This is a genomic window from Pseudomonas sp. H1_F01 (assembly GCF_054681425.1).
In genome coordinates this window covers 3,302,653-3,325,199 of record NZ_CP162823.1, presented here as the reverse complement: position 1 = coordinate 3,325,199, position 22,547 = coordinate 3,302,653, and the positions used below count along the sequence as shown (strand labels likewise).

General features: G+C 61.9%; 17 protein-coding genes. 16 read left to right on the top strand and 1 reads right to left on the bottom strand.

Going from position 1 to position 22,547, the window contains the following annotated elements:
* Positions 1 to 13 precede the first annotated feature (13 nt).
* Both AB4O09_RS15250 and AB4O09_RS15245 read left to right on the top strand, forming a co-directional pair.
* Positions 14 to 178: a hypothetical protein gene (locus tag AB4O09_RS15250; protein WP_155252611.1), complete on the top strand. Its 165-nt coding sequence runs from the start codon at positions 14 to 16 to the stop codon at positions 176 to 178.
* Between the two features lie 114 nt (positions 179 to 292).
* Positions 293 to 673, top strand: coding sequence for a hypothetical protein (locus tag AB4O09_RS15245; protein WP_003202132.1), 381 nt, complete (start codon positions 293 to 295; stop codon positions 671 to 673).
* 9 nt (positions 674 to 682) lie between these two features.
* On the opposite strand, the gene AB4O09_RS15240 is transcribed toward AB4O09_RS15245, so the two are convergent.
* Complete coding sequence (locus AB4O09_RS15240) at positions 683 to 871, bottom strand: hypothetical protein (RefSeq protein ID WP_003202135.1); 189 nt, start codon at positions 869 to 871, stop codon at positions 683 to 685.
* Between the two features lie 330 nt (positions 872 to 1,201).
* Here AB4O09_RS15240 and AB4O09_RS15235 point away from each other — a divergent pair, with 330 nt between their 5' ends.
* The 14 genes from AB4O09_RS15235 (at position 1,202) to AB4O09_RS15170 (ending at position 22,531) form a co-directional block, all read left to right on the top strand.
* Complete coding sequence (locus AB4O09_RS15235; RefSeq protein ID WP_003202136.1) at positions 1,202 to 2,437, top strand: MFS transporter; 1,236 nt, start codon at positions 1,202 to 1,204, stop codon at positions 2,435 to 2,437.
* Between the two features lie 25 nt (positions 2,438 to 2,462).
* A complete protein-coding gene (locus AB4O09_RS15230) occupies positions 2,463 to 3,590 on the top strand; it encodes a LuxE/PaaK family acyltransferase (RefSeq protein WP_003202138.1) in 1,128 nt (375 codons plus the stop codon).
* Between the two features lies 1 nt (position 3,591).
* Positions 3,592 to 6,006: an acyl-CoA reductase gene (locus tag AB4O09_RS15225; protein ID WP_038859247.1), complete on the top strand. Its 2,415-nt coding sequence runs from the start codon at positions 3,592 to 3,594 to the stop codon at positions 6,004 to 6,006.
* Positions 6,007 to 6,054: 48 nt separating this feature from the next.
* Positions 6,055 to 7,329 carry a phenylacetate--CoA ligase family protein gene (locus tag AB4O09_RS15220; RefSeq protein ID WP_027911535.1) on the top strand — a complete coding sequence of 425 codons (1,275 nt, stop codon included), beginning with the start codon at positions 6,055 to 6,057 and terminating at the stop codon, positions 7,327 to 7,329.
* Complete coding sequence (locus AB4O09_RS15215) at positions 7,326 to 8,270, top strand: GNAT family N-acetyltransferase (protein ID WP_027911536.1); 945 nt, start codon at positions 7,326 to 7,328, stop codon at positions 8,268 to 8,270. The genes AB4O09_RS15220 and AB4O09_RS15215 overlap by 4 nt, the downstream gene beginning before the upstream one ends.
* Before the next feature lie 109 nt (positions 8,271 to 8,379).
* A complete protein-coding gene (locus tag AB4O09_RS15210) occupies positions 8,380 to 10,374 on the top strand; it encodes a methyl-accepting chemotaxis protein (RefSeq protein ID WP_013693434.1) in 1,995 nt (664 codons plus the stop codon).
* A gap of 312 nt (positions 10,375 to 10,686) precedes the next feature.
* Positions 10,687 to 11,133, top strand: coding sequence for a DUF411 domain-containing protein (locus AB4O09_RS15205; RefSeq protein ID WP_013693435.1), 447 nt, complete (start codon positions 10,687 to 10,689; stop codon positions 11,131 to 11,133).
* Positions 11,133 to 11,567 carry a YqaA family protein gene (locus tag AB4O09_RS15200; protein ID WP_003202147.1) on the top strand — a complete coding sequence of 145 codons (435 nt, stop codon included), beginning with the start codon at positions 11,133 to 11,135 and terminating at the stop codon, positions 11,565 to 11,567. The genes AB4O09_RS15205 and AB4O09_RS15200 overlap by 1 nt, the downstream gene beginning before the upstream one ends.
* A gap of 85 nt (positions 11,568 to 11,652) precedes the next feature.
* Complete coding sequence (locus tag AB4O09_RS15195) at positions 11,653 to 12,684, top strand: alpha/beta fold hydrolase (RefSeq protein WP_027911539.1); 1,032 nt, start codon at positions 11,653 to 11,655, stop codon at positions 12,682 to 12,684.
* Positions 12,685 to 12,695: 11 nt separating this feature from the next.
* Positions 12,696 to 13,658: a D-2-hydroxyacid dehydrogenase family protein gene (locus tag AB4O09_RS15190; protein WP_013693437.1), complete on the top strand. Its 963-nt coding sequence runs from the start codon at positions 12,696 to 12,698 to the stop codon at positions 13,656 to 13,658.
* Positions 13,659 to 14,291: 633 nt separating this feature from the next.
* Positions 14,292 to 15,863 carry a glycogen synthase GlgA gene (gene glgA, locus AB4O09_RS15185; RefSeq protein WP_003202154.1) on the top strand — a complete coding sequence of 524 codons (1,572 nt, stop codon included), beginning with the start codon at positions 14,292 to 14,294 and terminating at the stop codon, positions 15,861 to 15,863.
* Between the two features lie 7 nt (positions 15,864 to 15,870).
* On the top strand, positions 15,871 to 17,673 hold the full coding sequence (gene treZ, locus AB4O09_RS15180) for a malto-oligosyltrehalose trehalohydrolase (RefSeq protein ID WP_027911540.1): 1,803 nt from the start codon (positions 15,871 to 15,873) through the stop codon (positions 17,671 to 17,673).
* Positions 17,670 to 19,748 (top strand): 4-alpha-glucanotransferase, encoded by a 2,079-nt coding sequence (gene malQ / locus AB4O09_RS15175; RefSeq protein WP_003202157.1) that lies wholly within the window; start codon positions 17,670 to 17,672, stop codon positions 19,746 to 19,748. Before treZ ends, malQ begins: the two co-directional genes overlap by 4 nt.
* Positions 19,745 to 22,531 carry a malto-oligosyltrehalose synthase gene (locus AB4O09_RS15170; protein ID WP_003202159.1) on the top strand — a complete coding sequence of 929 codons (2,787 nt, stop codon included), beginning with the start codon at positions 19,745 to 19,747 and terminating at the stop codon, positions 22,529 to 22,531. Before malQ ends, AB4O09_RS15170 begins: the two co-directional genes overlap by 4 nt.
* The last annotated feature ends 16 nt before the right edge of the window (positions 22,532 to 22,547 follow it).

The window sequence follows — 22,547 nt, the reverse complement described above, 5'->3', positions numbered from 1 at the left end:
ACGTTCACTCCTGATGAAAACTTCAGAAACCAGGACGGCTACCGGTGCGACAGAAGACAAACACTCGGCCCGCCTGGGAAATCACATGCCGCGTGCTGAACCGGAATGTGCCTACCTTGAAAACGAACCGGATGAAAAAAAATTAATGGCTGGCGGCCTTTTGAAAGCGAGGGTTTGACGCAGCAAGGGCATTTTTTTCACATCATGGCCCTCATGATTGTGCGTCCTCGTTCGTCCTATTACAGGAGAGTATCCGTGACCTTTTCTGATCAGGCTGGTAAGGAGTTTTTGCATGCGTAACGCGCAACTGCCCATGGAGGGCAAGCCAAGGGCGACCGGCGTCTCGCTGAACGCCCCCCACCGTGTATTCGACAGGCCGGCGGAACGAGGCGGCAATGACCACATCAGGCGCTTGCTCAAGAGCTTCGGGCTCAGGACCAGCCTGATTCGTCTCAAAGTCATCGACGCGCTGCTCAAGGCCGCCCACGAAAACCGCAGCCTGGGCGTGCGCGGGGTGCACAGCCAGTTGTTGGGGCTGGACATTCCATTGTCCTTTCTCAGCGTGCGCGAGGTTTTGAAGCGCCTGTGCAGCGAGGGCGTCGTCACCCTCAATCCGGATAAAAGCTACTGCCTGCACCCCAGTGCGATGGCCGTGCTCCAGGCCGAGGATTGAAGCCGTCGCTCAGGACTTGACCTTGCGCCGCATCACGCCGTTGATCACCACCACGATGACCGCCACGGCAATGGCGATGTATTGAAACAGCTGCTCGCTGATCATGCCCTTGCCCTGCATCCACGACAGTCCAAGCATGATTGCCAGGACGACGAGGACGATCAGAATCGAGTATTTCAAACGTTGCGAATGAGTCATTTGCCAGCTTCCTGAAGTGATTCCCCTCTGCATCGCATTTGCATCTCGGCACTGCTTCACCTTTTTCGTTGCGCGATGCAAGCAGGACTCTATGGTACAGCCCTCGCGCATTTTCGCGCGACTGTAGTCGTAGGCATTGATGACCTGCTTTCATCGGGCACCGGATTATTAAGCAGCCGCCGTAAATACCTTCTGAAGGATTCATCCTACAAAAAAAGTTCCGTTTTCCCTCGCTCATACAGGGGAAGTCGCCTTACGACCGTGGACGTCACCAACGTAATCTCGAAAAAGAAGTGATTTCTTCTTTCCGAAAGCCAGCGTTGGAAACCCATGCAAAATCAGCCGATCATTTTTTCGTCCACTCGCCTGGCAGGCTTCTGCCTGGCAATCGCCGTTTTTGAACTCCTTACCTATATGGCCAGCGACCTGGTCATGCCCGCCATGCTCATGGTGACCCGGGATCTGGATGCATCCGCCGATCAAATTCCCTACGCATTCAACTTGTACCTGTTGGGCGGCATCCTGTTGCCATGGCTGATCGGCCCACTGTCGGATCGCCATGGACGGCGCCCATTCATGCTGGTCGGGTGCGCCGGATTCGTGCTGGCTTGCGCGGCGATCACCCAGGTCACCAGCATGCAAGGTTTCAATGGGCTGCGCTTGATCCAGGGGATGGGGTTGGGTTTTGTGATCGCGGTCAGCTATCCGGCCATTCAAGAGGTCTTTTGCGAGTCTACTGCGGTGAAAGTCATGGCGTTGTTGGGCAACCTGGCCCTTCTCTCGCCCCTTTTGGGACCGTTGGCTGGGGGGATGCTGCTGCAATGGCTGTCCTGGCGTGAGCTGTTCATGTTGCTGACCGGCCTCGGGATGTTGAGCTGGCTAGCCTTGTGGTGGTTCATGCCGAGAAATAGCGACGCGACTCGACTCCCCGATAACACTCCGACTACCCAACCACTCGACATGCGTTCGCTGGTCCGGCGATACGGCGCGCTACTGGGCCATGTGGGGTTCATGTCGGCCAGCGTCGCGCTAGGGTTGATGAGCCTGCCGCTGATTGCCTGGATCGGCCTGTCTCCGCTGCTGTTGATCCAGGGCCAGGGCCTTTCTCCATTGCTCTACGGTATCTGGCAGATTCCGGTTTTCTCGGCAGTCATCCTCGGCAATCTGATGCTCAACGCCCTGGTGGAGCGAGTCGGCGTGCGTCGGGTGGTCGGCTACAGCCTGCTGCCCTTCTGTACCGGCCTGATCGCTTTGGTCGTTGCCAGTCAATTCGATCTATCGCTTGCCGTACTGGTCAGTGCCCTGTCGCTGTACGCGATCGGGCTCGGCATGGGCAACGCCGCGCTTTACCGACTGGCGCTGTTCACCAGCGACGACAGTAAAGGGCTGGTCTCGGCCATGGTCGGAATGATTTCGATCGCGGTGATGAGCGCGGCGAGCTCGCTGCTGGCGCTGCTGGGCGCCGGGGCGAGCCTGGAATCCTTCGCGTTGATGGTCGGCATCGCCGGCCTCGGTTGCTTGATTGCATTGCGCCTGTTTTCGGCACAACCCGCCGCTCACGTCTGAATTTGCCTGCCCTGAGGACTACCTGATGACTCACTTTCCCCATGCCGATGCGCTGTGCGCATTGCCCCAGCCCTATGGCTACGATTCGGTGCCGCCGGGACTGTTCGATAAAGCCATGGCTGAAATCAGCCGGTTTCATTGTCAGCACACGCCCGGTTATGAACCTTGGCTCAACGCCAACGGGTTATGCGTCAATGACTTGGAGCATCTGACTGACTGGGCGCGACTGCCGCCCATCTACGCCAGCTATTTCAAGCAAAGATTGCTGCTCAGCCCTACCGCTGAAAACGCACTCGAACTCACCTCCTCCGGCACCAGCGGCCAGAAAAGTCGTATGCGCTATGACGAGCGCAGCATGATGGCGGCCCAAGGCATGGTGGCGAAAATCTTTGAACACTACGGCTGGTCCACGCCTGATTCGCCCTGCAATTATCTTCTCTTCAGCCACGAGCCCGAAGCGGCCAACCAACTCGGCACGGCATACACCGATCAATTCCTGTGTCGCTTCGCGCCGGCCAATCGCGTTGCCTACGCCTTGCGTCGCACCGGAAAAGGTCATGAATTCGATGTGTTCGGCGTGATCAGCGCCCTGCAATCCTTCGCCGAAGAAGGCCTGCCGGTGCGGATCTTCGGTTTTCCGGCATTGTTATGGCACGTACTTGAACGCATGCAGCAAACCGCTGTACAGGACCTGAAGCTTGCCCAAGGATCACTCGTCTTCCTGGGGGGCGGTTGGAAGAAGCAGGCTGCCCAGGAAATCCCTCGCCATCAGGTCTACGCACGCATCACCCGGCAGTTGGGCATCGAGGCCCATCGGTGCCGCGACGGCTACGGCGCGGTCGAGCACGCGGTGCCTTACATCGAATGTGAACAGCATCGGTTCCACGTACCGGTCTACTCGAAAATCTTCGTGCGCCACCCCAAGGACTTCAGTGTCCAGCCGCTGGGCGAGCCAGGGTTGCTGTCGTTCGTCTCGCCCTACATCTCATCCAGTCCGGCGCACGCCGTGGTGATGAGCGACCTGGCGACGCTGCATCCGGCCGATTGCGAGTGCGGCCTGCCAACCGAGTGGTTCGAATTGCACGGGCGCGCCGGCACCAGTGCCAGCCGAAGCTGCGCCATGGCCGCCGCCGAATTGATCAAGGAAAACTGATATGTATCTCATCAACGGTCAACTGAGCGCCGAATTGACGCTCGATGCAGCACTTGAACGCCTGCAGGCGCAACTGCCCGCCCTCCTGGACTGCCCGCCCCGCATCGAAGAGGTGCTCGATTGCGCAGACGCGTTCGTACAAATGCTGCAGATGTCCGACCAAAACCCAATGCTCGACGAGGAACAGCGTCAGGCGCTGATTGCCTTCTGTGGCCGCACCCACCTGGGCCTCAAGCTTGAGCGGGAACTGGGTTCGGCCCCACGCTCGTTGCGGCGGATCGATTACGGCGATGGCCCGTTCGAAAGTTGGCAGCCCCTGGGGCTTGTGGTGCATGTGACGCCGGGCAACTCACCCTTGTTGGGATTCTGCGCGGCGCTTGAAGGCCTGTTGGCGGGTAACGTGAACTGGCTGCGCCCCAGTACTCGTGACGGCGACCTCACGGCGCGGCTGCTGGCTGCGTTCCTGGGGTGCGACTCAAGTGGCCGGTTGCGCGACTACTTGGCTGTATTGCCCGTGCCCTCCCACGAAACCGGTCGCCTTTTCGCGCTGGCACAGGGCATCAGCGCCTGGGGCGGCGAAACAGCCCTGACAGCGTTACGCGAACAGGTTCCAAGTGGCTGTCGCTGGATTGATTGGGGACATCGCATCAGCTTCGCCTATATCACGCCTCTTGCGGCAAGCGCGCAGGCGCTGGACAACCTGGTGGACGAAATCTGCCGCCTCGATCAGCAGGCATGCTCCAGCCCGCAATGGCTGCTGGTGGACAACGACGAGCCTGCCCGGATACAAGCATTGGGCGACGCTCTGGCCGCTGCTTTCGAACGGCGCGCCGGACACTGGCCCGCCCTGGAAACCACCGCGGCCGAAGCATGTGAAATCACCACCCGAACGGCACTGGCCCGCCTGGATTACAGTTTCGCAGGTCAAACCGGTCAGGTCTGGGCAGGTAACGGCTGGCGCATCCTCTGGGAACATCACCGCGAACTCCAACCTTCACCACTGTTTCGCACGCTGTTGCTACGGCCAGTGCCTGAAGGAATGCTCGCTGAAACTTTACTGCCATGGCGCAATGTGCTGCAGAGCTGTGCCCTCATCTGCGAACCGGAACGAGTACCCGCACTGGCGCGCCGCCTGATAACCGCCGGCGTAACTCGCGTGACCTCCACCGCGCAGATCCAGCAGGGCTATGACGGTGAGCCCCACGATGGCGTCTATGCGTTACAACGATTGAGTCGCCGGGTATCGGTCGGCCTCGAAGCGGAAGTTGCCAGTCACCGCGTGACGCTGGATGCTTCCCCTGGCGCGTTATCGCTTTGCCCCTCGACGCCGATCCTGGACAAGACCGCGTTCATGGCCTTGCCTGCGGCCCCTCAAGCGCAACTGTTCTTCCGCTCCGGCGGCAGCAGCGGCGCCCCCGTGCTGTCCCCCTACAGTTACCGGGATTTCGAACACCACATGCGCGCCGCCGCCGACGGACTGCGCGCGGCGGGCCTGGACCCTGCGCAGGATCGGGTCATCAATCTTTTTTATGGCGGCAGCCTGTACGGCGGATTCCTCAGTTTCACGAAAATCCTGGAACAGATGAAGGTCGTGCATTACCCCATGAGCGCACCATCGGATGACACCTTCGACGAGATTGCGAAGCTGATTGTCGCTCAGCGAATCAACACGATGGTCGGCATGCCGAGTACCTTGCATCGCCTGTTCTCCAGCCAGCAGCCGGTGCTGCAAGCGTACGGCGGCGTCCGCAAAGTCATGCTGGGTGGCGAGCACCTTGGGCAAGACAGCCACAGGTTATTGCAGCAGTGTGGCGTCGCACGCATTTGCTCAGCCATCTACGGCACCGTCGACGCAGGCCCCCTCGGTCATGCCTGCATCGCCAGCGACAATGGCGTGTTCCACCTCATGGACGGCATTCAGTCCTTGGAAATCGTCCATCTTGAACAGGATAAGCCGGTCGCTCCCGGGGAAACCGGACGCATGCTGTTCACCTCTCGCATACGCCAGGCGCGCCCCCTCCTGCGATATGAAGTCGGCGATCTGGGACGCTGGTTACCCGGCCCCTGCGCTTGTGGCCTGGAGTCGCCGAGATTCGAGTTACGCGAGCGCCACGGTCGCCTGGTACGCATCGCCACGGAGCTCATCAACACCCAGGAACTGGCCGAACGGGCGCAAGCAGCCATTCAAATCGTGCTCGACCATGGGAGTGGCGGCTGTGAACGCTTGCTGATTCGCACCGATGGCGACGCCGAAACGGTTCGACGCCAAGTGCTGGAGCTAGCACCGCTGCGCCTATCCGTCGATGCCACGCTGCTGGTCCTGGAAGTCCATTGCTGTCCGGTGGAGCACTTCGAACGTAATAAACACAGCGGCAAAGTCCCGCTGGTGATTGACCGTCGAATCCTGGCCAGTTGATCTCGCCCATTTTCGATAAGCAAACCTTCAAGCCTTGAGAAAATCCTGATGAGCGCTTCATTAGCCTATGAGCAATGGTTCAACCATATCCGCACGCACTCAGCGTTCTATAACACTCAGCTATGCCACTTGCCCGTCCAGGGATGCGACTTCGGACAATGGCCGATTGTCGATGTAAATGAATACTGGAAAGGCAGCCATGACCTGGATACCTGGCGAGTACTGACCGATAAAGTCAGGGATGCGCTGGTTTTCAAAACCGGCGGCACGACCAGCCAAGGCAAAATGTCGGTGTACACCCACGCTGAATGGCAGATGATGCTCGACTGCTTCGGTCGCAGCCTGTCAGCCCAGCTGGTTGCAGGGGATCGAATCGCCAATCTGTTTTTTTCCGGAGACCTGTACGCCAGTTTCCTGTTTATTCACGGCGCCCTTTGCAGCTTGAATGTACCTATCACCGAGTTTCCCTTCACCGGGTCGGTAAAACTTGATCCCTTGGCCGAGGCCATCGCCGACCACCGCATCAATGTGCTGGTCGGCGTGCCTGCCCACTTGTTGGCATTCGCCAGCCATGTCAATGGACAGGGGCGAACGCTGCCACAGATCACCACCGTCCTGTTTGGCGGCGAGAACCTGTTCGAAAGCCAGATGCCGACCTTGAAGCGGGCATTTCCGCGGGCACGCTTTGCGTCGATCGGATACGCCAGCGTGGATGCCGGCCTGGTAGGCGCCAGCACAGCCGATTGCGACTTGGGCGAGCATCGCGTGTTCGACGAACAGACACGGGTGGAGATTATCGACGACCTGAGCGGTGAGGTCATCGATGCCTGCGGTCAAACCGGAAACCTGGTGGTGACCAATTTCACCCGGACCCTGATGCCCATCGTCAGGTACCCGGTAGGAGACCGGGCCAGTTGGTGCGAACCTGTCGGTACGCCACAGCGCAAGTTCGCCCTCCAAGGGCGCAGCGCACAAAGCCGTCGAGTACGGGTTGGCGTGTTGTCGCTATTCCCTGAAGAAATCAGCGGCATCGTCCGGCGCGTGGGCGGCAATCTTCAATGGCAGTTGATTATCGAGCACGTCCAGGATAATGATCACCTGCTACTCAAGTGGCTGCCCGATGCACAGGCTGACGCTGACCAAACACACTCGCGAGCGCTGAAGGACGCCTTGATCGAGCAATATCCAGGAATCGATAAACTCGACCTGAGTGTCCAGGCTTGTGCTGCGCAGGACCTGGAACGTCATCCCCGCTCCGGCAAGCATCTGTCGATCATTGATCGTCGGGTCTACGGTGCGCTGCCAGCAAGGAGCATCGGATGAGCCACTTGGTCATCAGGCCGTTCAGGCCGTCGGACAGTGCCGACACCTGCGAGCTGTTCCGCCGAGTCTATGGCGATCACTACGTCTCGCCGGACGTCTACATGCCGCAGATGATCTGCCAACATAATCTGCAGGGGCGGTGGCACTCGTTGGTCGCCATGATCGACGACCGCGTGGTCGGTCATGCTGCGCTGTGCCGCCAACAGTTGGCGACCCAAGATGCCGAGCTGGCGCTGGTGGCGGTGGATCCCGACTCGCAGGGCGGACAGATTGCCACGCGGCTGGGACAGCAACTCCTGGACCGTTGTCAGGCGCTCGGGCTTGCCAGGCTGTCGATCAAACAGGTTACGAGCCATCCCTACAGCCAACGACTGTCCCAACGGCTTGGTTTTCATGATGTCGGCCTGCTGCCCGACTTCGTACCCTCGCCGTTCGCCACGGACCAGGCCGAAACCATCGTGATCGGCTGTCAGGCCATCGGTGGGGACTTTCGACCGCTGCCGCCTGTCCAGTGGCCCGCACCCTGCCAATGGCTAATGACTCCACTGGCTTCGCAGTTCGGGACCCTCCACGACGACACGCCACCGGGGATTCAACCGTTACGGATAAATCATTTGCCCGGACGAGTCGACATCTTTGCCGAACGCATGGATGTCGGCCTCGTCGGGCAGCTGCGACAGCTGCCAGCCCATTGGCCGCTTTCAATCCGACTCGGACTCGGTCGGCACTTTTGCACTGACTACCACCTGCTGCGCACCGCTGGTTTCTTCTTCACAGGAATAATGCCCAGCGACACTGCGCAAGGTTGGCAGGCGTTGTTCCACCGTGTGTCACAGCCGCGCAAGCTCAATCTGGAGTCCGCCTTCATGCAACGTCTCCACGATGAATGGCAGGTTCACGCCCAAGCCTCGAAAGACACGCAAGCCAGCTCGGCCGCCTGACGCGACGTCCCCCCGCTTCGCTCAAGCTATCGGCATGGACGCCGATACAACTTGGTACGCCCATCCCAACTGTTTCTGAACGTCGCCCTCGCGCAAGGAACACACCAACATGCCATCACTGCGCACCATTCAGGCCCGCTACACGCTGTTCCTGGTTCTGTTCATCCTGGTGTTATCTATCCTGACCGTTGTCGGCATCAGCTACTTGGTCGCACCGAAATTGCGTCACACCGAGGAGCAAGTGGCGCTGAACCGCATTGCCGAGGTCGCCGAGCAGATCCAGGGCGAACTGAACAAAGTCCAGGCCCAGCAACGCAGCATCACCCAGACCATCCCGCTGCTCGACAGCGATGCCATCGACAAAGTGTTGCCGGGGCTGGTGGATCAGTATGGCGAGCTGAAAGTCTTCGGCGGCGGGATCTGGCCGTTGCCCAACCAGCGGGCCGAGGGGCGCAACAAATTCAGCACGTTCTGGCACCGCGACGCGTCCGGCAAGCTGGCGGTCAATACCTTCTGGAACAGTGACGCCGCGCCCAACTATTACGAACAACCCTGGCACAAAGGCGGCATGGCCACCCCTCCTGGCAAATGTGCCTGGGCCGCGGCCTATAAAGATGACGCCAGCGCCGAACCACGCACCAACTGCGCCATGGCCATCCAGAAAAACGGCGTGCCTTACGGTGTTTCCACCATTGACGTGACCCTGGGCTTCTTCAATGACCTGGTAGCGCGCAAGGAAGCCGACCTGGGCGCCGAGATGCTGATCGTCGAGGGCGACGGCAAAATCATCAGCAACAGTTCGCGCATCAGTGGGCCGATCGTACTGAAGAACATCAGCGAACTGGCGACCACCTCGCCATTCGCCACCCAGGTCAAGGCGGGCCTGGCCAAGCGCGACCAGCCCCTGCAACGGGTCGAGTTCGACAACAAGGGCGAGGCCAGCACGTTCTTCATGCGCCCTATCGAAGGTTCGCCGTGGTTCCTGGCGACCGCCTTGCCAACCCGCCTGATCACGGCCCAGCGCGACGATGTACTGAACACGCTTAGCCTGCTGCAGATCCCGATGGTGATCCTGCTGGTGTTGATACAGCTTTACGCTATCCGTCAGTTGACCCACCGCATGAAGGTCCTCAAAGGCAACATCGACGCCTTGTCCACTGGCGATGCCGACCTGACCCGACGCATCACCATCCGGGCCGAGGACGAGCTGGGAGCGATCGGCCATTCGGTCAACCGCTTCATCGCTTACCTGCAAAGCATGATCGGCGAAGTCACCCAGGCCACGGGCGCCATGGCGTCGAGCCTGGGCGATCTGCAGCGGACCTCGGCCCACACCAGCGAAATCCTGATGCGCCACGCCTCGGAAACCGACCAGACCGTGACTGCCATTACCCAGATGAGCTCCACGGCTGAAAGCGTCGCGCAAAACGCGGCCGAGACCGCGGCGTTCACCCAACGCGCCAATGAGCATGCCGATCGCTCCCGCGTGGTGGTTGGTGAGGCGTCCAACAGTGTGGTGGCTCTGATCGATGAAGTGGCCAGCGCCACCCGCAAGGTCGAAAGCATGCAACAGGATGCCCAGCGCATCACCGAGATCCTCGGCGTCATCGGCGCCATCGCCGGGCAGACCAATCTGCTGGCCCTCAACGCGGCCATTGAAGCCGCCCGGGCCGGTGAGCAAGGCCGTGGTTTTGCCGTGGTGGCCGACGAAGTACGCGCCCTCGCTGCCCGCACCCAGGCCAGCACATCGGAAATCAACGAAATGCTGGCCCGCCTGACCCAAGGCGTGAGTTCGTCGGTCGCAGCCATGGAAAATACCCAGGCCAGTTGCCAGTCAGCCGCCGATGCCACCTCTCGAGTCAACTCGGGCCTGGACGAAATGGCCGGCTCCGTCAGTCAGATCAACAGCCTGAGCACCCAGATCGCCACCGCCGCCGAGCAACAGAGCGCGGTGACCGAGGAGATCAATCGCAGCATGGTGCAAATCCGTCACATGGTGGAGGAGTTGGTGGAGGGCGGCCTGGCCAGCGAGGCCAATACCCGGCAACTGCTGGAGGCCAACACGCGTGTGAATGCGATCATGGGGCGGTTCAAGGTGCGCTGAGGCGTCTCCATTCTCCTGTGGGAGCGGGCTTGCTCGCGATGGCGGTCTGACAGCCGGCCTGGCTCCCCCGGTCGTACACCCATCAGACCTGTTTGAGCAGGACCTGTGGGAGCAAAGCTTGCTCGCGATGGCGGTGGGTCAGCCTCCATGGGTGTCGAATGGGCTGATGCCTTCGCGAGCAAGCTCGCGCCCACAGGACTTTATTCACCCTTGCAACCTGACAATTCTGTAATCCCCGCCTCAGCCCCCCGTCAGCTCGCGCTCGCTACTCTGTTATCCTCCCTCCAAACCGTTCGATACGAGACCACCGCCATGGCCCATCCCCTGCACCTGCTCGCCTTGAGCGCCCTGTTCATGACCACCCTGGCCCAGGCGGCCGAATCGGTCACCATTGATGTACACCGCGATGCCAATTGCGGCTGTTGCAAAAAGTGGATCTCGCATCTGCAAGCAAACGGCTTCAAGGTCAACGACCATGTCGAGGCCGACATGAGTTCGGTCAAGCAACGCCTGGGCGTGGCGCCGAACCTGCGTTCCTGTCACACCGCCGAGATCAACGGCAAATTCGTCGAAGGCCATGTCCCGGCCGACCAGGTGCTGGCGCTGAGCAAGCGCGATGACCTGCTCGGTGTCGCCGCGCCGGGCATGCCCATGGGCTCGCCCGGCATGGAAATGGACGGCATGAGCGATGCCTACCAGGTCATCGGCTTGAAGAAAGACGGGACCCAAACCGTAGTGGCGGATTACCCGGCGCACTGATGGGCGAAGCCTATATCGGCTTGTTCCTGGCGGCTTTCGGCGCGGCGACCCTGTTACCGTTGCAATCGGAGGCCGTGTTGGTTGGCTTGTTGCTCAGCGAGCGCCATCTGGTCTGGCTGTTGCTGGCGGTTGCCACGCTCGGCAATGTCCTCGGCTCGCTGGTGAACTGGTGGCTGGGCTCGCGGCTGGAGCACTTCAAGGATCGGCGCTGGTTTCCTGTCAGCCCGGCCCACCTGGACAAGGCTCGCGTGCATTACCAACGCTTCGGTCACTGGTCGCTGCTGCTCAGCTGGCTGCCGATCATCGGTGATCCGTTGACCCTGGTGGCCGGGGTGATGGGCGAACCGTGGCGGCGTTTCCTGTTGCTCGTAAGCCTTGCCAAGGGTTTGCGCTATGGCGTTCTCGCCCTGGCGACCCTGGGCTGGATGGACTGAACGTTCTGGCTGTTGGGTTGCCTGTGGTTAATGTCGCCATAATCGGGCCGCGCCAGGATCGGCGGCGGCCACAAGGAGATTAACCATGCCCCGCACCACCGCGCGCTGGTTGCCCAGCCTGTTCCTCACCGCCGCCCTGCCCCTGTTCGCCCAGGCCGCCAACCCGCCCGAAGGCCCGGCCTACGGAGCGCAGTTGGAGGGTTTCGAATACCCCTACACCCTCAAGCACTTCGCCTTCCAGTCCCAGGGCCAGTCGTTGCAGATGGGTTATATGGATGTGCCAGCCCAAGGCAAGGTCAATGGCCGCACGGTGGTGCTGATGCACGGCAAGAATTTCTGCGCCGCCACCTGGGGCGATTCGATCAAGGTGCTCAGCGAAGCCGGATACCGGGTCATCGCGGCGGATCAGGTCGGCTTCTGCACATCGAGCAAACCCGAGCATTACCAGTACAGCTTCCAGCAACTGGCGAGCAACACCCAGGCCTTGCTCAAGGCCCTCGGCGTACAGAAAGCCGTCCTCCTCGGCCATTCCACCGGCGGAATGCTCGCCACCCGCTACGCCTTGCAGTTTGCCGACGAGGTCGAACGCCTGGCCATGGTCAACCCCATCGGCCTGGAAGACTGGAAAGCCTTGGGCGTACCCTATCGCACCGTGGACCAATGGTACGCGCGGGAGCTGAAAGTCAACGCCGAGGGTATCCGCAACTATGAGCGCACGACCTATTACGCAGGCCGCTGGAAACCCGAGTTCGAGCGCTGGGTAGACATGCTCGCCGGCTTGAACAAGGGCCCCGGTCATACGCAAGTGGCGTGGAACTCGGCGCTGATCTACGACATGATCTTCACCCAGCCGGTCTATTACGAGTTCAAGGACCTGACGGTACCCACCCTGCTGCTGATCGGCACCTCGGACACCACCGCCATCGGCAGCGACATCGCGCCGCCGGCGGTCAAGGCCACGCTGGGTCATTACGAGGTATTGGGCAAGCAGGCCGCCCGGCTGATTCCCCGCTCGACCCTGGTGGAGTTCCCCAATCTGGGGCATGCCCCGCAGATGGAAGAGCCGGATCGGTTCCACAAGGCCCTGTTGAGCTGGCTGGACAAACCCATTCCCTGACGAGGTGTTCCATGGCGGTGCAAATAGCAGTCATAGACGATTGGCAAGATGTGGCACGTGGCGTGGTGGACTGGTCGGTGCTGGACAGCGTCGGCCAGGTGACGTTTCTCCATGACTATCCCGCTGACCGCGACACCCTCGCCGAGCGCTTGCAGCGCTTCGAGGTGATCTGCGTGATGCGTGAACGCACGTTGTTCGACGAAGGCCTACTGCGTCGCCTGCCCAATCTCAAGCTGTTGCTCACTGGCGGCATGCGCAATGCCGCCCTGGACCTGAAGGCTGCCGCCGAGCTGGGCATCCAGGTGTGCGGCACCGACAGCTACAAGCATGCCACGCCCGAACTGACCTGGGCACTGATCATGGCCCTGACCCGCAACCTGGTGCAGGAAGCCAACGCCCTGCGCGCCGGCCTGTGGCAGCAAGGCTTGGGCGGCGACCTGCACGGCAAGACGCTGGCGATCCTCGGCCTGGGCAGCATCGGTACGCGGGTGGCGCAGTTCGGCCAGGTGTTTGGCATGCGGGTCATCGCCTGGAGCCAGAACCTCAGCGCCGAGCGCGCCGCCGAAGTGGGCGTGACCTACGTGAGCAAACAGGCATTGTTCGAGCAGGCCGACATTCTGTCGATTCACCTGGTACTCGGCGAACGCACCCGCGGCCTGGTGGATGCCCAGGCCCTGGACTGGATGAAACCCGAGGCACTGCTGGTCAACACCTCCCGCGGGCCGATCGTCGATGAAACCGCCCTGATCGACGCGCTGCAACACAAGCGCCTGGCCGGCGCCGCCCTGGACGTATTCGCCCAGGAACCTTTGCCCGCCACCCATCCGTTCCGAACCCTGGATAACGTACTGGCCACACCACATGTGGGCTACGTCAGCCGGCAGAATTACCAGCGGTTCTATTCGCTGATGATCGAAGACCTGCTGGCCTGGGCGGCGGGCCAGCCGATTCGGTTGCTGACGCCAGCAGCCTGAACCTAAAGCATCAACACATCTTCCCTTGTGGGAGCGAGCTTGCTCGCGATAGCGGCGGATCAGTTGCAAGGTTTGTGACTGGCACACCGCTACCGCGAGCAAGCTCGCTCCCACAGGAGACATTGTGTTTTATTGGCCATCAAAACGCCTCCACCCCACCCGCCCTCCAATGGTGCATCACGCCATTCCATCGCGCACGCCGATGAAACAACGCCGTTCCCTTACACCCTTTTGATTTCAGAGAACTGCACTTCGTCGGTGCGTATCCCCCTTTGTCATGTAAGAGATTGCCGACAAAAACCGTGATTGTCGGACAATGCGACGAACCGAGCCGCACCGCTCTACGTTCTGACCTAGACTGCCTAACCGGGGGGAAAACCAACCGGTCATCCAGACGAAAAAAAGTCGAAACTTTTCGCAACGGCGACAGGTCAGGTTAGAGGTAGGGCAACCGCGACTGGTGCAGTCCTTGCACTAGTCATTGCAACAGCTCCTTCAGCTGATTCGCTTCGCCGCATTGGGTAGCCGTTCGGTTTCCTTGCGTTGCGCTTGTGCGCCTGGCCGCAGGATTTGGCCAATGAAACAACAGCTCTGGCGCTTGCCGGAAACAGATCGAGAAAATGGGAGATATTTATGATCAGTGCTGCCTTGGAACCACAACAAGTCCGTTCTCAACTACCGCCCGCGGCCGAATCGCCAACGGCACCGGTGCTGGCCACCGGCGGCAAGGCACTGCTCCCCGTCGTTCGACAGAATCCCAACCGCAAGAAAGTATTGTTCGTCACCTCGGAAATCGCCGACCTGGTAAAGACCGGCGGCCTGGGCGATGTCTCCTCCGCACTGCCTCGGGCCATGGCCGGGCTGCATGATGTCCGGGTGCTGATCCCCGGTTATCCGCAAGTGATGAACAGCGGCAATCCGATCCACATCATCGGCGAACTGGGCGGCCACGCAGCGCTGCCGCCCTGCAAGATCGGGCGCATGGACATGGCCGACGGCCTGGTGATCTACGTCCTGATCTGCCCGGAACTCTTTGCCCGCGAAGGCTCCCCCTACGGTGCCAACAACGGTCGCGACTGGCCCGACAACCACATTCGCTTCGCCCGCCTGGGCCTGGCCGCGGCCGACATCGCCGCCAACCTTGCGCAGATCCACTGGTGCCCGGACCTGGTCCATGCCCACGACTGGCCAGCCGGGTTGGCACCGGCCTATATGCACTGGCGCGGGCAACGCACCCCGACCCTGTTTACCATTCACAACCTGGCGTACCAAGGCGTCGTCAGCCTGGCCTCCTGCCCGGAGCTGGGCATCCCCGAACACGCCCTGCAACAGGAAGGCATGGAGTTCTACGGCAAACTGTCGTTTCTCAAAGCCGGGATGGCTTACTCCAGCCATATCACCACCGTCAGTGCCACCTACGCCCAGGAGATCACCACCCCGGCGTTTGGTTGCGGGCTCGACGGTTTCCTCGCGGCCAAGACCCAGCAAGGCTTGCTAAGCGGCATCCCCAACGGCATCGATGAAAGCTGGGATGCAGCCACCGACACGCACCTGTTCCGTCAGTTCGCCATGGGCGACTGGGAAGGCAAGGCGGTCAACGCGTCCCATGTGCGTGAGCTGTTTGGTCTCGACGACTCCACTGGCCCGCTGTTCGCCGTGGTTTCGCGCCTGGTCTACCAGAAAGGCCTGGACCTGACTGAAGCGGTCGCCGAGTTCATCGTCGAGTCTGGCGGCCAGATCGCCATCATCGGCCGTGGCGAACCGGAGGAAGAACAGGCCATGCGTGAACTGGCACTGCGCTTCCCCGGACGCATCGGTGTGCGTATCGGCTTCAACGAAACCGACGCGCGGCGGATGTTCGCCGGCAGCGACTTCCTGCTGATGCCGTCGCGCTACGAGCCCTGCGGCTTGAGCCAGATGTACGCCCAGCGCTTCGGCTCGCTGCCGGTGGCGCGCAATACCGGAGGGTTGGCGGACACCATCGAAGATGGCATCACCGGCTTCCTGTTCGATGAGTCCACCGTGGAAAGCTACAAACAGGCCTTGAGCCGGGCCTTCAAGGTCTTCGAGTTCCCCGACCTGCTCAACGCCATGCGCTGCCGGGCCATGTCGGCGCCGTTCAACTGGTGCAAGGCCGTGGAACCCTATGCCGAACTCTACGAACAGCTGGTGGCTAAGTCACTGGGAAAATCGGCCAGACAATGAGGTAACAATGACGTCAAGGACGCCTGAGACATGGACCCACGGGGCGGTCATGCTGGATGACGAGCACACCCGCTTCGCCCTCTGGGCCCCGGATGCATTTTTTGTCAGTGTCGAGCTCGACACTGGAGATTCAATACCGCTACTGCCCCAAGCCGACGGCTGGTTCATGATCCAGACCCGTTGCCCCGCCGGCACCCGCTACCGTTACAACATCGATGGCGAGCTGGAGGTGCCGGACCCGGCCTCTCGCGCCCAGGCCGGCGACATCGACCGCCACAGCGTGGTGGTCGACCCGCATGCCTACCCATGGCGACACACCCAATGGTCCGGTCGCCCCTGGCACGAAGCCGTAATCTACGAGTTGCACGTGGGTGCCCTGGGTGGTTTCGACGGCGTCGAACTACATCTGGCACACCTGGCCGGATTGGGTATCACCGCCATCGAGCTGATGCCATTGGCGCAGTTTCCCGGTGATCGCAACTGGGGCTACGATGGCGTCCTGCCCTACGCCCCCCAGGCTTCCTACGGGACGCCCGAACAGCTCAAGCATCTGATCGACAGTGCCCACGGTCATGGGCTCTGCGTCATCCTCGATGTGGTCTACAACCACTTCGGCCCCGATGGCAACTACCTGCACCGCTATGCCAAGGGCTTCTTCCGTGAAGACAAGCACACGCCCTGGGGCGCGGCGATTGATTTCCGGCGCCGCGAAGTGCGGGACTTCTTCATCGACAATGCGCTCATGTGGCTGCTGGAGTACCGTTTCGACGGCCTGCGCCTGGACGCGGTACACGCCATTGAGGACCCGGACTTTCTCCAGGAACTGGCGACCAGGGTGCGCGAGCAGGTGGACCCGATCCGGCATGTCTGGCTGACCGTGGAAAACGAACACAACCAGGCCCACCTGCTGGAGCACGGCTACGACGCCCAGTGGAACGACGACGGGCACAATGCCTTGCACGTGCTGCTGACCGGTGAGACCGACGCCTACTACGCCGACTATGCCGAGCAGCCGACCGAACAACTGGCCCGTTGCCTGAGCCAGGGTTTCGTCTTCCAGGGCCATCTCAATCGCCATGGCGAAGCCCGGGGCGAGCCCAGCGGCCATCTGCCGCCGAGCGCGTTCGTGCTGTTCCTGCAGAACCATGACCAGATCGGCAACCGTGCCCTGGGCGAACGCCTGCATCAGCTCGCCGCGCACCAGGCCCTGCAAGCAGCGACAGTCTTGTTGCTGTTATCACCGATGATCCCGCTGCTGTTCATGGGCGATGAGGTGGCGGCCGAACAACCGTTCCTGTTCTTTACCAGCCACCACGGCGAGCTGGCAGAGCTGGTGCGCGAAGGCCGACGCAACGAGTTCAAGGCCTTCAGTGCCTTTGCCGATCCGCAGAAGCGCGAACGAATTCCCGACCCCAACGCCGCCAGCACCTTCGAGGCTTCACGCCCAAGCCTGGAATCGCAAGGTCCGGAGCAGCAGGCCAACGAGGCGCTGTATCGGCAACTGCTGAAAATCCGCCGTGAAGAGATCGTCCCGCGCCTGCCCGGTGCCCAGGCCCTGGGCACCGATGTGCTGGGCCATGGCGCCATCAGCGCACGCTGGCGGTTGGGCGATGGCAGCGTGTTGCGCATCGATTTCAACCTCGGCGCTCAGCCCGTCGAACACAACGCCCCGGAAGAGGCACGCATTCTTTTCGAACATCCGCAGCAGGTCATGGGTCTGTTGCAACAGGGCGTCCTTGCGCCCTACAGCGCGCTGGTCAGTCTGACGCAGGCGACAACCTTGCCCAACATCACTGGAGAGCGCCTATGAGCGACGCGCAACTGGAAATCCTCGCCAGCCGAGCGGGACTGGCGGTGGATTGGATCGATGCCAATGGCCGGGCCCAGAAAGTCTCGCCGGCCGTCTTGCGTTCGGTCCTCACCGGCCTGGGCCATCCAGCCGGCAGCGCCCAGGAAATCGACGCCAGCCTGCTGCAGTTGCAGGAAGCTCAACAGAACCATCAATTGCCACCGCTGATCACCGCCGACGTCGGGGTCAGCCTGGACTTGAGCCGCTACTTCGAGGCCGGGACACCCTGCGAAATCAAACTCGAAGATGGCGCGACACTGAACCTGAACCTCGATGCCGATGCCAAGCTGCCAGGGATGGTCCCGGTGGGTTATCAGCACATCAGCATCCAGGACCAGCATTTCACCCTGGCCGTCGCGCCGGCCCGTTGCTACAGCGTGGCCGATGCGGTGGACGACCCTACGCCACGGGCCTGGGGCCTGAGCGCGCAACTGTATGCCCTGCGCCGCCCCGGTGACGGTGGCTTCGGTGACACCCAGGCTTTGGAGGAGCTGGCGCGGGTGGCCGGCGAGCGCGGCGCCGAGGCCGTTGCCATCAGCCCGATGCACGCGATGTTCAGCAGCGACACCGGGCGCTACAGCCCCTACTCACCGTCGAGCCGACTGTTTTTCAACAGCCTGTACGCCGCGCCGGGCACCATCCTCGGTGAACGCGCGCTGCGCACCGCCATCGACGCCACCGGCCTGACCAATCAACTGCGCACCCTGGAGGAGCAACCGCTGATCGACTGGCCGGTCGCTGCCCAGGCCAAGCAGAAGATCCTGCGGGCCCTGTACGACGGCTTCAGCCTGGGTGAGCATCCGCTGCATGAAGACTTCAGCAGCTTCCGCCACACCAGCGGCGAAGCCCTGGAAAATCATTGCCGCTTCGAGGCCTTGCAGGCCGAACGCGCCGCCCGGGGTGAAAGCCTCGACTGGCGCCACTGGCCGGAAGAATGGCGCGACCCGCGCAGCCCCGCCCTGGCCCATTTCGCCGAGGAAAATGCCGATGAGATCGGCTTCTACGCTTTTTGCCAATGGTTGATCGCCCGCTGCCTGGAGCGCGCCCAGAGCGCAGCCAGATCCAGCGGCATGGGCATCGGTCTGATCGCCGACCTGGCGGTGGGTGCCGATGGCGGTGGCAGCCAGGCCTGGAGCCGGCAGGACGAACTGCTCGCCTCGCTGACCGTGGGCGCCCCGCCGGACATTCTCAACCGCTCCGGCCAAGGCTGGGGGATCTCGGCATTTTCCCCGGAAGGCCTGGTGCGCAACGGCTTTCGCGCCTTCATTGAAATGCTGCGGGCCAACTTCGCCCACGCCGGTGGCTTGCGCATCGACCATGTCATGGGCTTGCAACGGCTCTGGGTGATCCCTAACGACGCCCCACCTTGCGATGGCGCCTACCTGTATTACCCGGTAGACGACCTGCTGCGCCTATTGGCGCTCGAATCCCATCGGCACCAGGCCATCGTGCTCGGCGAAGACCTCGGTACCGTGCCCGACGGCCTGCGGGACAAACTCATTGCCCGCTCGATCCTGGGCATGCGCGTGCTGTTGTTCGAACAGGACAACACCCACTTCAAGCCCATTCTCGACTGGCCGGACAATGCCCTGGCCACCACCAGCACCCATGACTTGCCGACGCTCAATGGCTGGTGGCACGGTCACGACATCGACTGGAACGCCCGGCTGGACCTGATCGATTCCCATACCGAAATGGACTGGCGCAAACACCGCGAGCGCGAACGCGAAGGCCTGCGCCACGTGCTGAACCAGGACCCGCAGAACTTTCGCGAAGAACACCGCGAGACCGACCAGGTGCTCGACGCCAGCGTGCGCTTTCTCGGTCACACCCGCGCACCGCTGGTGTTGTTGCCGCTCGAAGACGCCCTGGGCATCGAGGAACAGGCCAACCTGCCGGGCACCATCGACACCCACCCAAATTGGCGCCGCCGCCTGGCCGGGCAAAGCCAGGCGTTGCTGGATCACCCGGACGCTGCCCGGCGTCTGGAAATACTCGCCTGTGCGAGACTTCAGGCGAACGAGCGTGACCGATGAAACAGACGTTGATCCAACCCCTGCGGGCAACATTGCGCCTGCAGTTTCATAAAGGCTTCACCCTGGACGATGCCATCCCCCAGGTGCCGTACTTCGCCTCGCTGGGCATCAGCCATATTTATGCCTCGCCGCTGCTCAAGGCCCGGGCCGGGTCCATGCACGGCTACGATGTCGTCGACCCCACCCTGGTCAACCCCGAACTGGGCGGCGAAGTCGCGCTCAAGCGCCTGGTCGCGACCTTGCGCGAGCATCGGATGGGCTTGATCCTCGACATCGTGTCCAATCACATGGCCGTCGGCGGCAATGACAACCCCTGGTGGCTGGACTTGCTGGAATGGGGGCGCCTGAGCCCCTACGGTGAGTTCTTCGACATCCAGTGGCACTCCCCCGACCCACTGATGGAAGGCCAATTGCTGCTGCCGTTCCTCGGCAGCGACTACGGCGTGGCGTTGCAGGAAGGCACCTTGCAACTGCACTTCGATGCCAGCCAAGGCAGCTTCTACGTCGAGCACTACGAACACCGCTTCCCGATTTGCCCGATGCACTACGGCGAACTGCTCAAACCCACCGAAACCTTGCCTGCCGAGCAAACCGAATCGCTCAAGACCCTGGCCGAGCGCTTTACCACGCTGAATTACCAGACCGATGCCCATACCCTCGCCCGCCCGCTGCAGAAAGAGTTGCAGGACCTGGCAGCACAAGCGGACATCCTCACCGCCATCCAGAACAACCTGGCTGGCTACGACTCTACCCAACCCGAAGGCTTCGAACGCCTGCATCAATTACTCGAGCGCCAGAGTTACCGCCTCGCCAGCTGGCGCACGGCGGCGGACGACATCAACTGGCGGCGCTTTTTCGATGTCAACGAACTGGGTGGGCTGCGGGTCGAGCGTCCGGCGGTCTTCGAGGCGACCCATGCCAAGATTTTCCAATTGATCGGCGAAGGCCTGGTGGACGGTTTGCGGATCGATCACATCGACGGCCTTGCCGACCCTCGCGGTTACTGCCGCAAATTGCGCAGACGCGTCGATTCACTGTCGCCGACCCGACACCTGCCGATTTTCGTCGAGAAGATCCTTGGTGATGGCGAGACCTTGCGGCGGGACTGGAACATCGACGGCAGCACCGGTTACGAATTCATGAACCAGGTCTCGCTGCTCCAGCATGACCCGGCCGGTGCCGCCCCCCTCGCCGAATTCTGGAGCCGGCACAGCGAGCGGCCAGCGCACTTCATCGAAGAAGCCCGCCTGGCCCGCCAGCAGATTCTCAACGGATCCCTGGCCGGAGACTTCGAAAGCGTCGCCCAGGCCCTGCTGCAAGTGGCCCGGGACGACGTGATGACCCGCGACCTGACCCTGGGCGCGATTCGGCGAGCCTTGCAGGAACTGATCGTGCATTTCCCGGTGTATCGCACCTACATCACGCCCCTGGGGCGCTCGGCCGAAGACGAGGTGTTTTTCAACCAGGCCCTGGAAGGCGCCCGGCAAACCCTCAGCGAAGCCGACTGGCCGGTGCTCGACTGCCTGGCCGGCTGGCTCGGTGGGATGCCCTGGCGGCAACGTCCGCGCGGCAACCAGCGTAAACGCCTGCGCCATGCCTGCGTGCGCTTCCAGCAACTGACCTCGCCGGCCGCCGCCAAAGCGGTGGAGGACACCGCGCTCTATCGCTCGGCGGTGCTGTTGTCACGCAATGACGTGGGCTATGACACCGAGCGCTTCAGCGCCCCGCCTCAGGTGTTCCACCACGCCTGCCTCGAGCGGCTCGAGCATTTTCCCGACAACCTGATCACCACCGCCACCCACGACCACAAGCGCGGCGAAGACACCCGCGCCAGGCTGGCGGTGCTCAGCGAACGCGCCGATTGGTACACCGCCTGCGTGGAGCAATGGCGCATCCTCTCGCCTTCGCTGCACAGTGACCCGGCGGCGCCCTCGGCCGGTGATGAACTGATTCTGTACCAGGCACTGCTCGGCAGTTGGCCGCTGGATCTCGACCTCCAGGACCACAAGGCCCTGGCCGAATACAACGAGCGCCTGTGGCAATGGCAACGCAAGGCCCTGCGCGAAGCCAAGCTGCAAAGCAGCTGGGCGGCGGTCAACGACGCCTATGAGCAAGCCACCCAGATGTTCCTCGAACGGCTACTGCTGGGAGATGAGGGGTTGCCCTTGCGCAGCGCCATCGCCGAGGCGGTCCAGGCCATCGCCCCGGCGGGCGCCCTCAACAGTCTGGCGCAAACTTTGCTGCGCATGACCGTACCCGGCGTACCGGACCTGTACCAAGGCAACGAGTTCTGGGATTTCAGCCTGGTGGATCCGGATAACCGTCGTCCGGTGGATTTCCAGGCACGCCGCGAGGCGTTAGGGGCCGACAGCACGCCAGCCGCGTTGATACGCGATTGGCGTGACGGCCGAGTCAAACAGGCATTGATCGCCAGGACACTGGCCGTGCGAGCCGAGTATCCGCAGCTATGGCGCCAGGGACGCTACCAGCCGCTGGAAGTGCTCGGCGAGCAAGCCGAAAGAGTATTGGCCTTCATGCGCGAAGACTCGCAACAACGGGCGATCATTGTTGTACCTGTCCATGCGGCGCCGTTGCTGGAAAACAGTGCCGTGCCGCTGGTGGCTGCGTCGGATTGGGGCGATACCCGTGTGTCGTTACCGTTCGCCGCCAAGGATGAAAAACTGAAGGGACTTTTTTCAAGCGCAACAGTCACACCCCAAGGGGAGCTGCTGATCAGCACCGCGCTGGGGAATTTCCCGGTCAATGTCTTTATCCAACCTTGAGTTGAATCAGGAGCAC

Excerpts from the sequence above, each read along its gene's own strand:
- AB4O09_RS15205 (WP_013693435.1), top strand. The coding sequence starts at position 10,687 with ATGGCCCATCCCCTGCACCTGCTCGCCTTGAGCGCCCTGTTCATGACC.
- AB4O09_RS15200 (WP_003202147.1), top strand. The coding sequence starts at position 11,133 with ATGGGCGAAGCCTATATCGGCTTGTTCCTGGCGGCTTTCGGCGCGGCG.
- AB4O09_RS15220 (WP_027911535.1), top strand. The coding sequence starts at position 6,055 with ATGAGCGCTTCATTAGCCTATGAGCAATGGTTCAACCATATCCGCACG.
- AB4O09_RS15210 (WP_013693434.1), top strand. The coding sequence starts at position 8,380 with ATGCCATCACTGCGCACCATTCAGGCCCGCTACACGCTGTTCCTGGTT.
- malQ (WP_003202157.1), top strand. The coding sequence starts at position 17,670 with ATGAGCGACGCGCAACTGGAAATCCTCGCCAGCCGAGCGGGACTGGCG.
- AB4O09_RS15235 (WP_003202136.1), top strand. The coding sequence starts at position 1,202 with ATGCAAAATCAGCCGATCATTTTTTCGTCCACTCGCCTGGCAGGCTTC.
- AB4O09_RS15225 (WP_038859247.1), top strand. The coding sequence starts at position 3,592 with ATGTATCTCATCAACGGTCAACTGAGCGCCGAATTGACGCTCGATGCA.
- glgA (WP_003202154.1), top strand. The coding sequence starts at position 14,292 with ATGATCAGTGCTGCCTTGGAACCACAACAAGTCCGTTCTCAACTACCG.
- AB4O09_RS15245 (WP_003202132.1), top strand. The coding sequence starts at position 293 with ATGCGTAACGCGCAACTGCCCATGGAGGGCAAGCCAAGGGCGACCGGC.
- AB4O09_RS15215 (WP_027911536.1), top strand. The coding sequence starts at position 7,326 with ATGAGCCACTTGGTCATCAGGCCGTTCAGGCCGTCGGACAGTGCCGAC.
- AB4O09_RS15230 (WP_003202138.1), top strand. The coding sequence starts at position 2,463 with ATGACTCACTTTCCCCATGCCGATGCGCTGTGCGCATTGCCCCAGCCC.
- AB4O09_RS15240 (WP_003202135.1), bottom strand. The coding sequence starts at position 871 with ATGACTCATTCGCAACGTTTGAAATACTCGATTCTGATCGTCCTCGTC.
- AB4O09_RS15190 (WP_013693437.1), top strand. The coding sequence starts at position 12,696 with ATGGCGGTGCAAATAGCAGTCATAGACGATTGGCAAGATGTGGCACGT.
- AB4O09_RS15250 (WP_155252611.1), top strand. The coding sequence starts at position 14 with ATGAAAACTTCAGAAACCAGGACGGCTACCGGTGCGACAGAAGACAAA.
- AB4O09_RS15195 (WP_027911539.1), top strand. The coding sequence starts at position 11,653 with ATGCCCCGCACCACCGCGCGCTGGTTGCCCAGCCTGTTCCTCACCGCC.
- AB4O09_RS15170 (WP_003202159.1), top strand. The coding sequence starts at position 19,745 with ATGAAACAGACGTTGATCCAACCCCTGCGGGCAACATTGCGCCTGCAG.
- treZ (WP_027911540.1), top strand. The coding sequence starts at position 15,871 with ATGACGTCAAGGACGCCTGAGACATGGACCCACGGGGCGGTCATGCTG.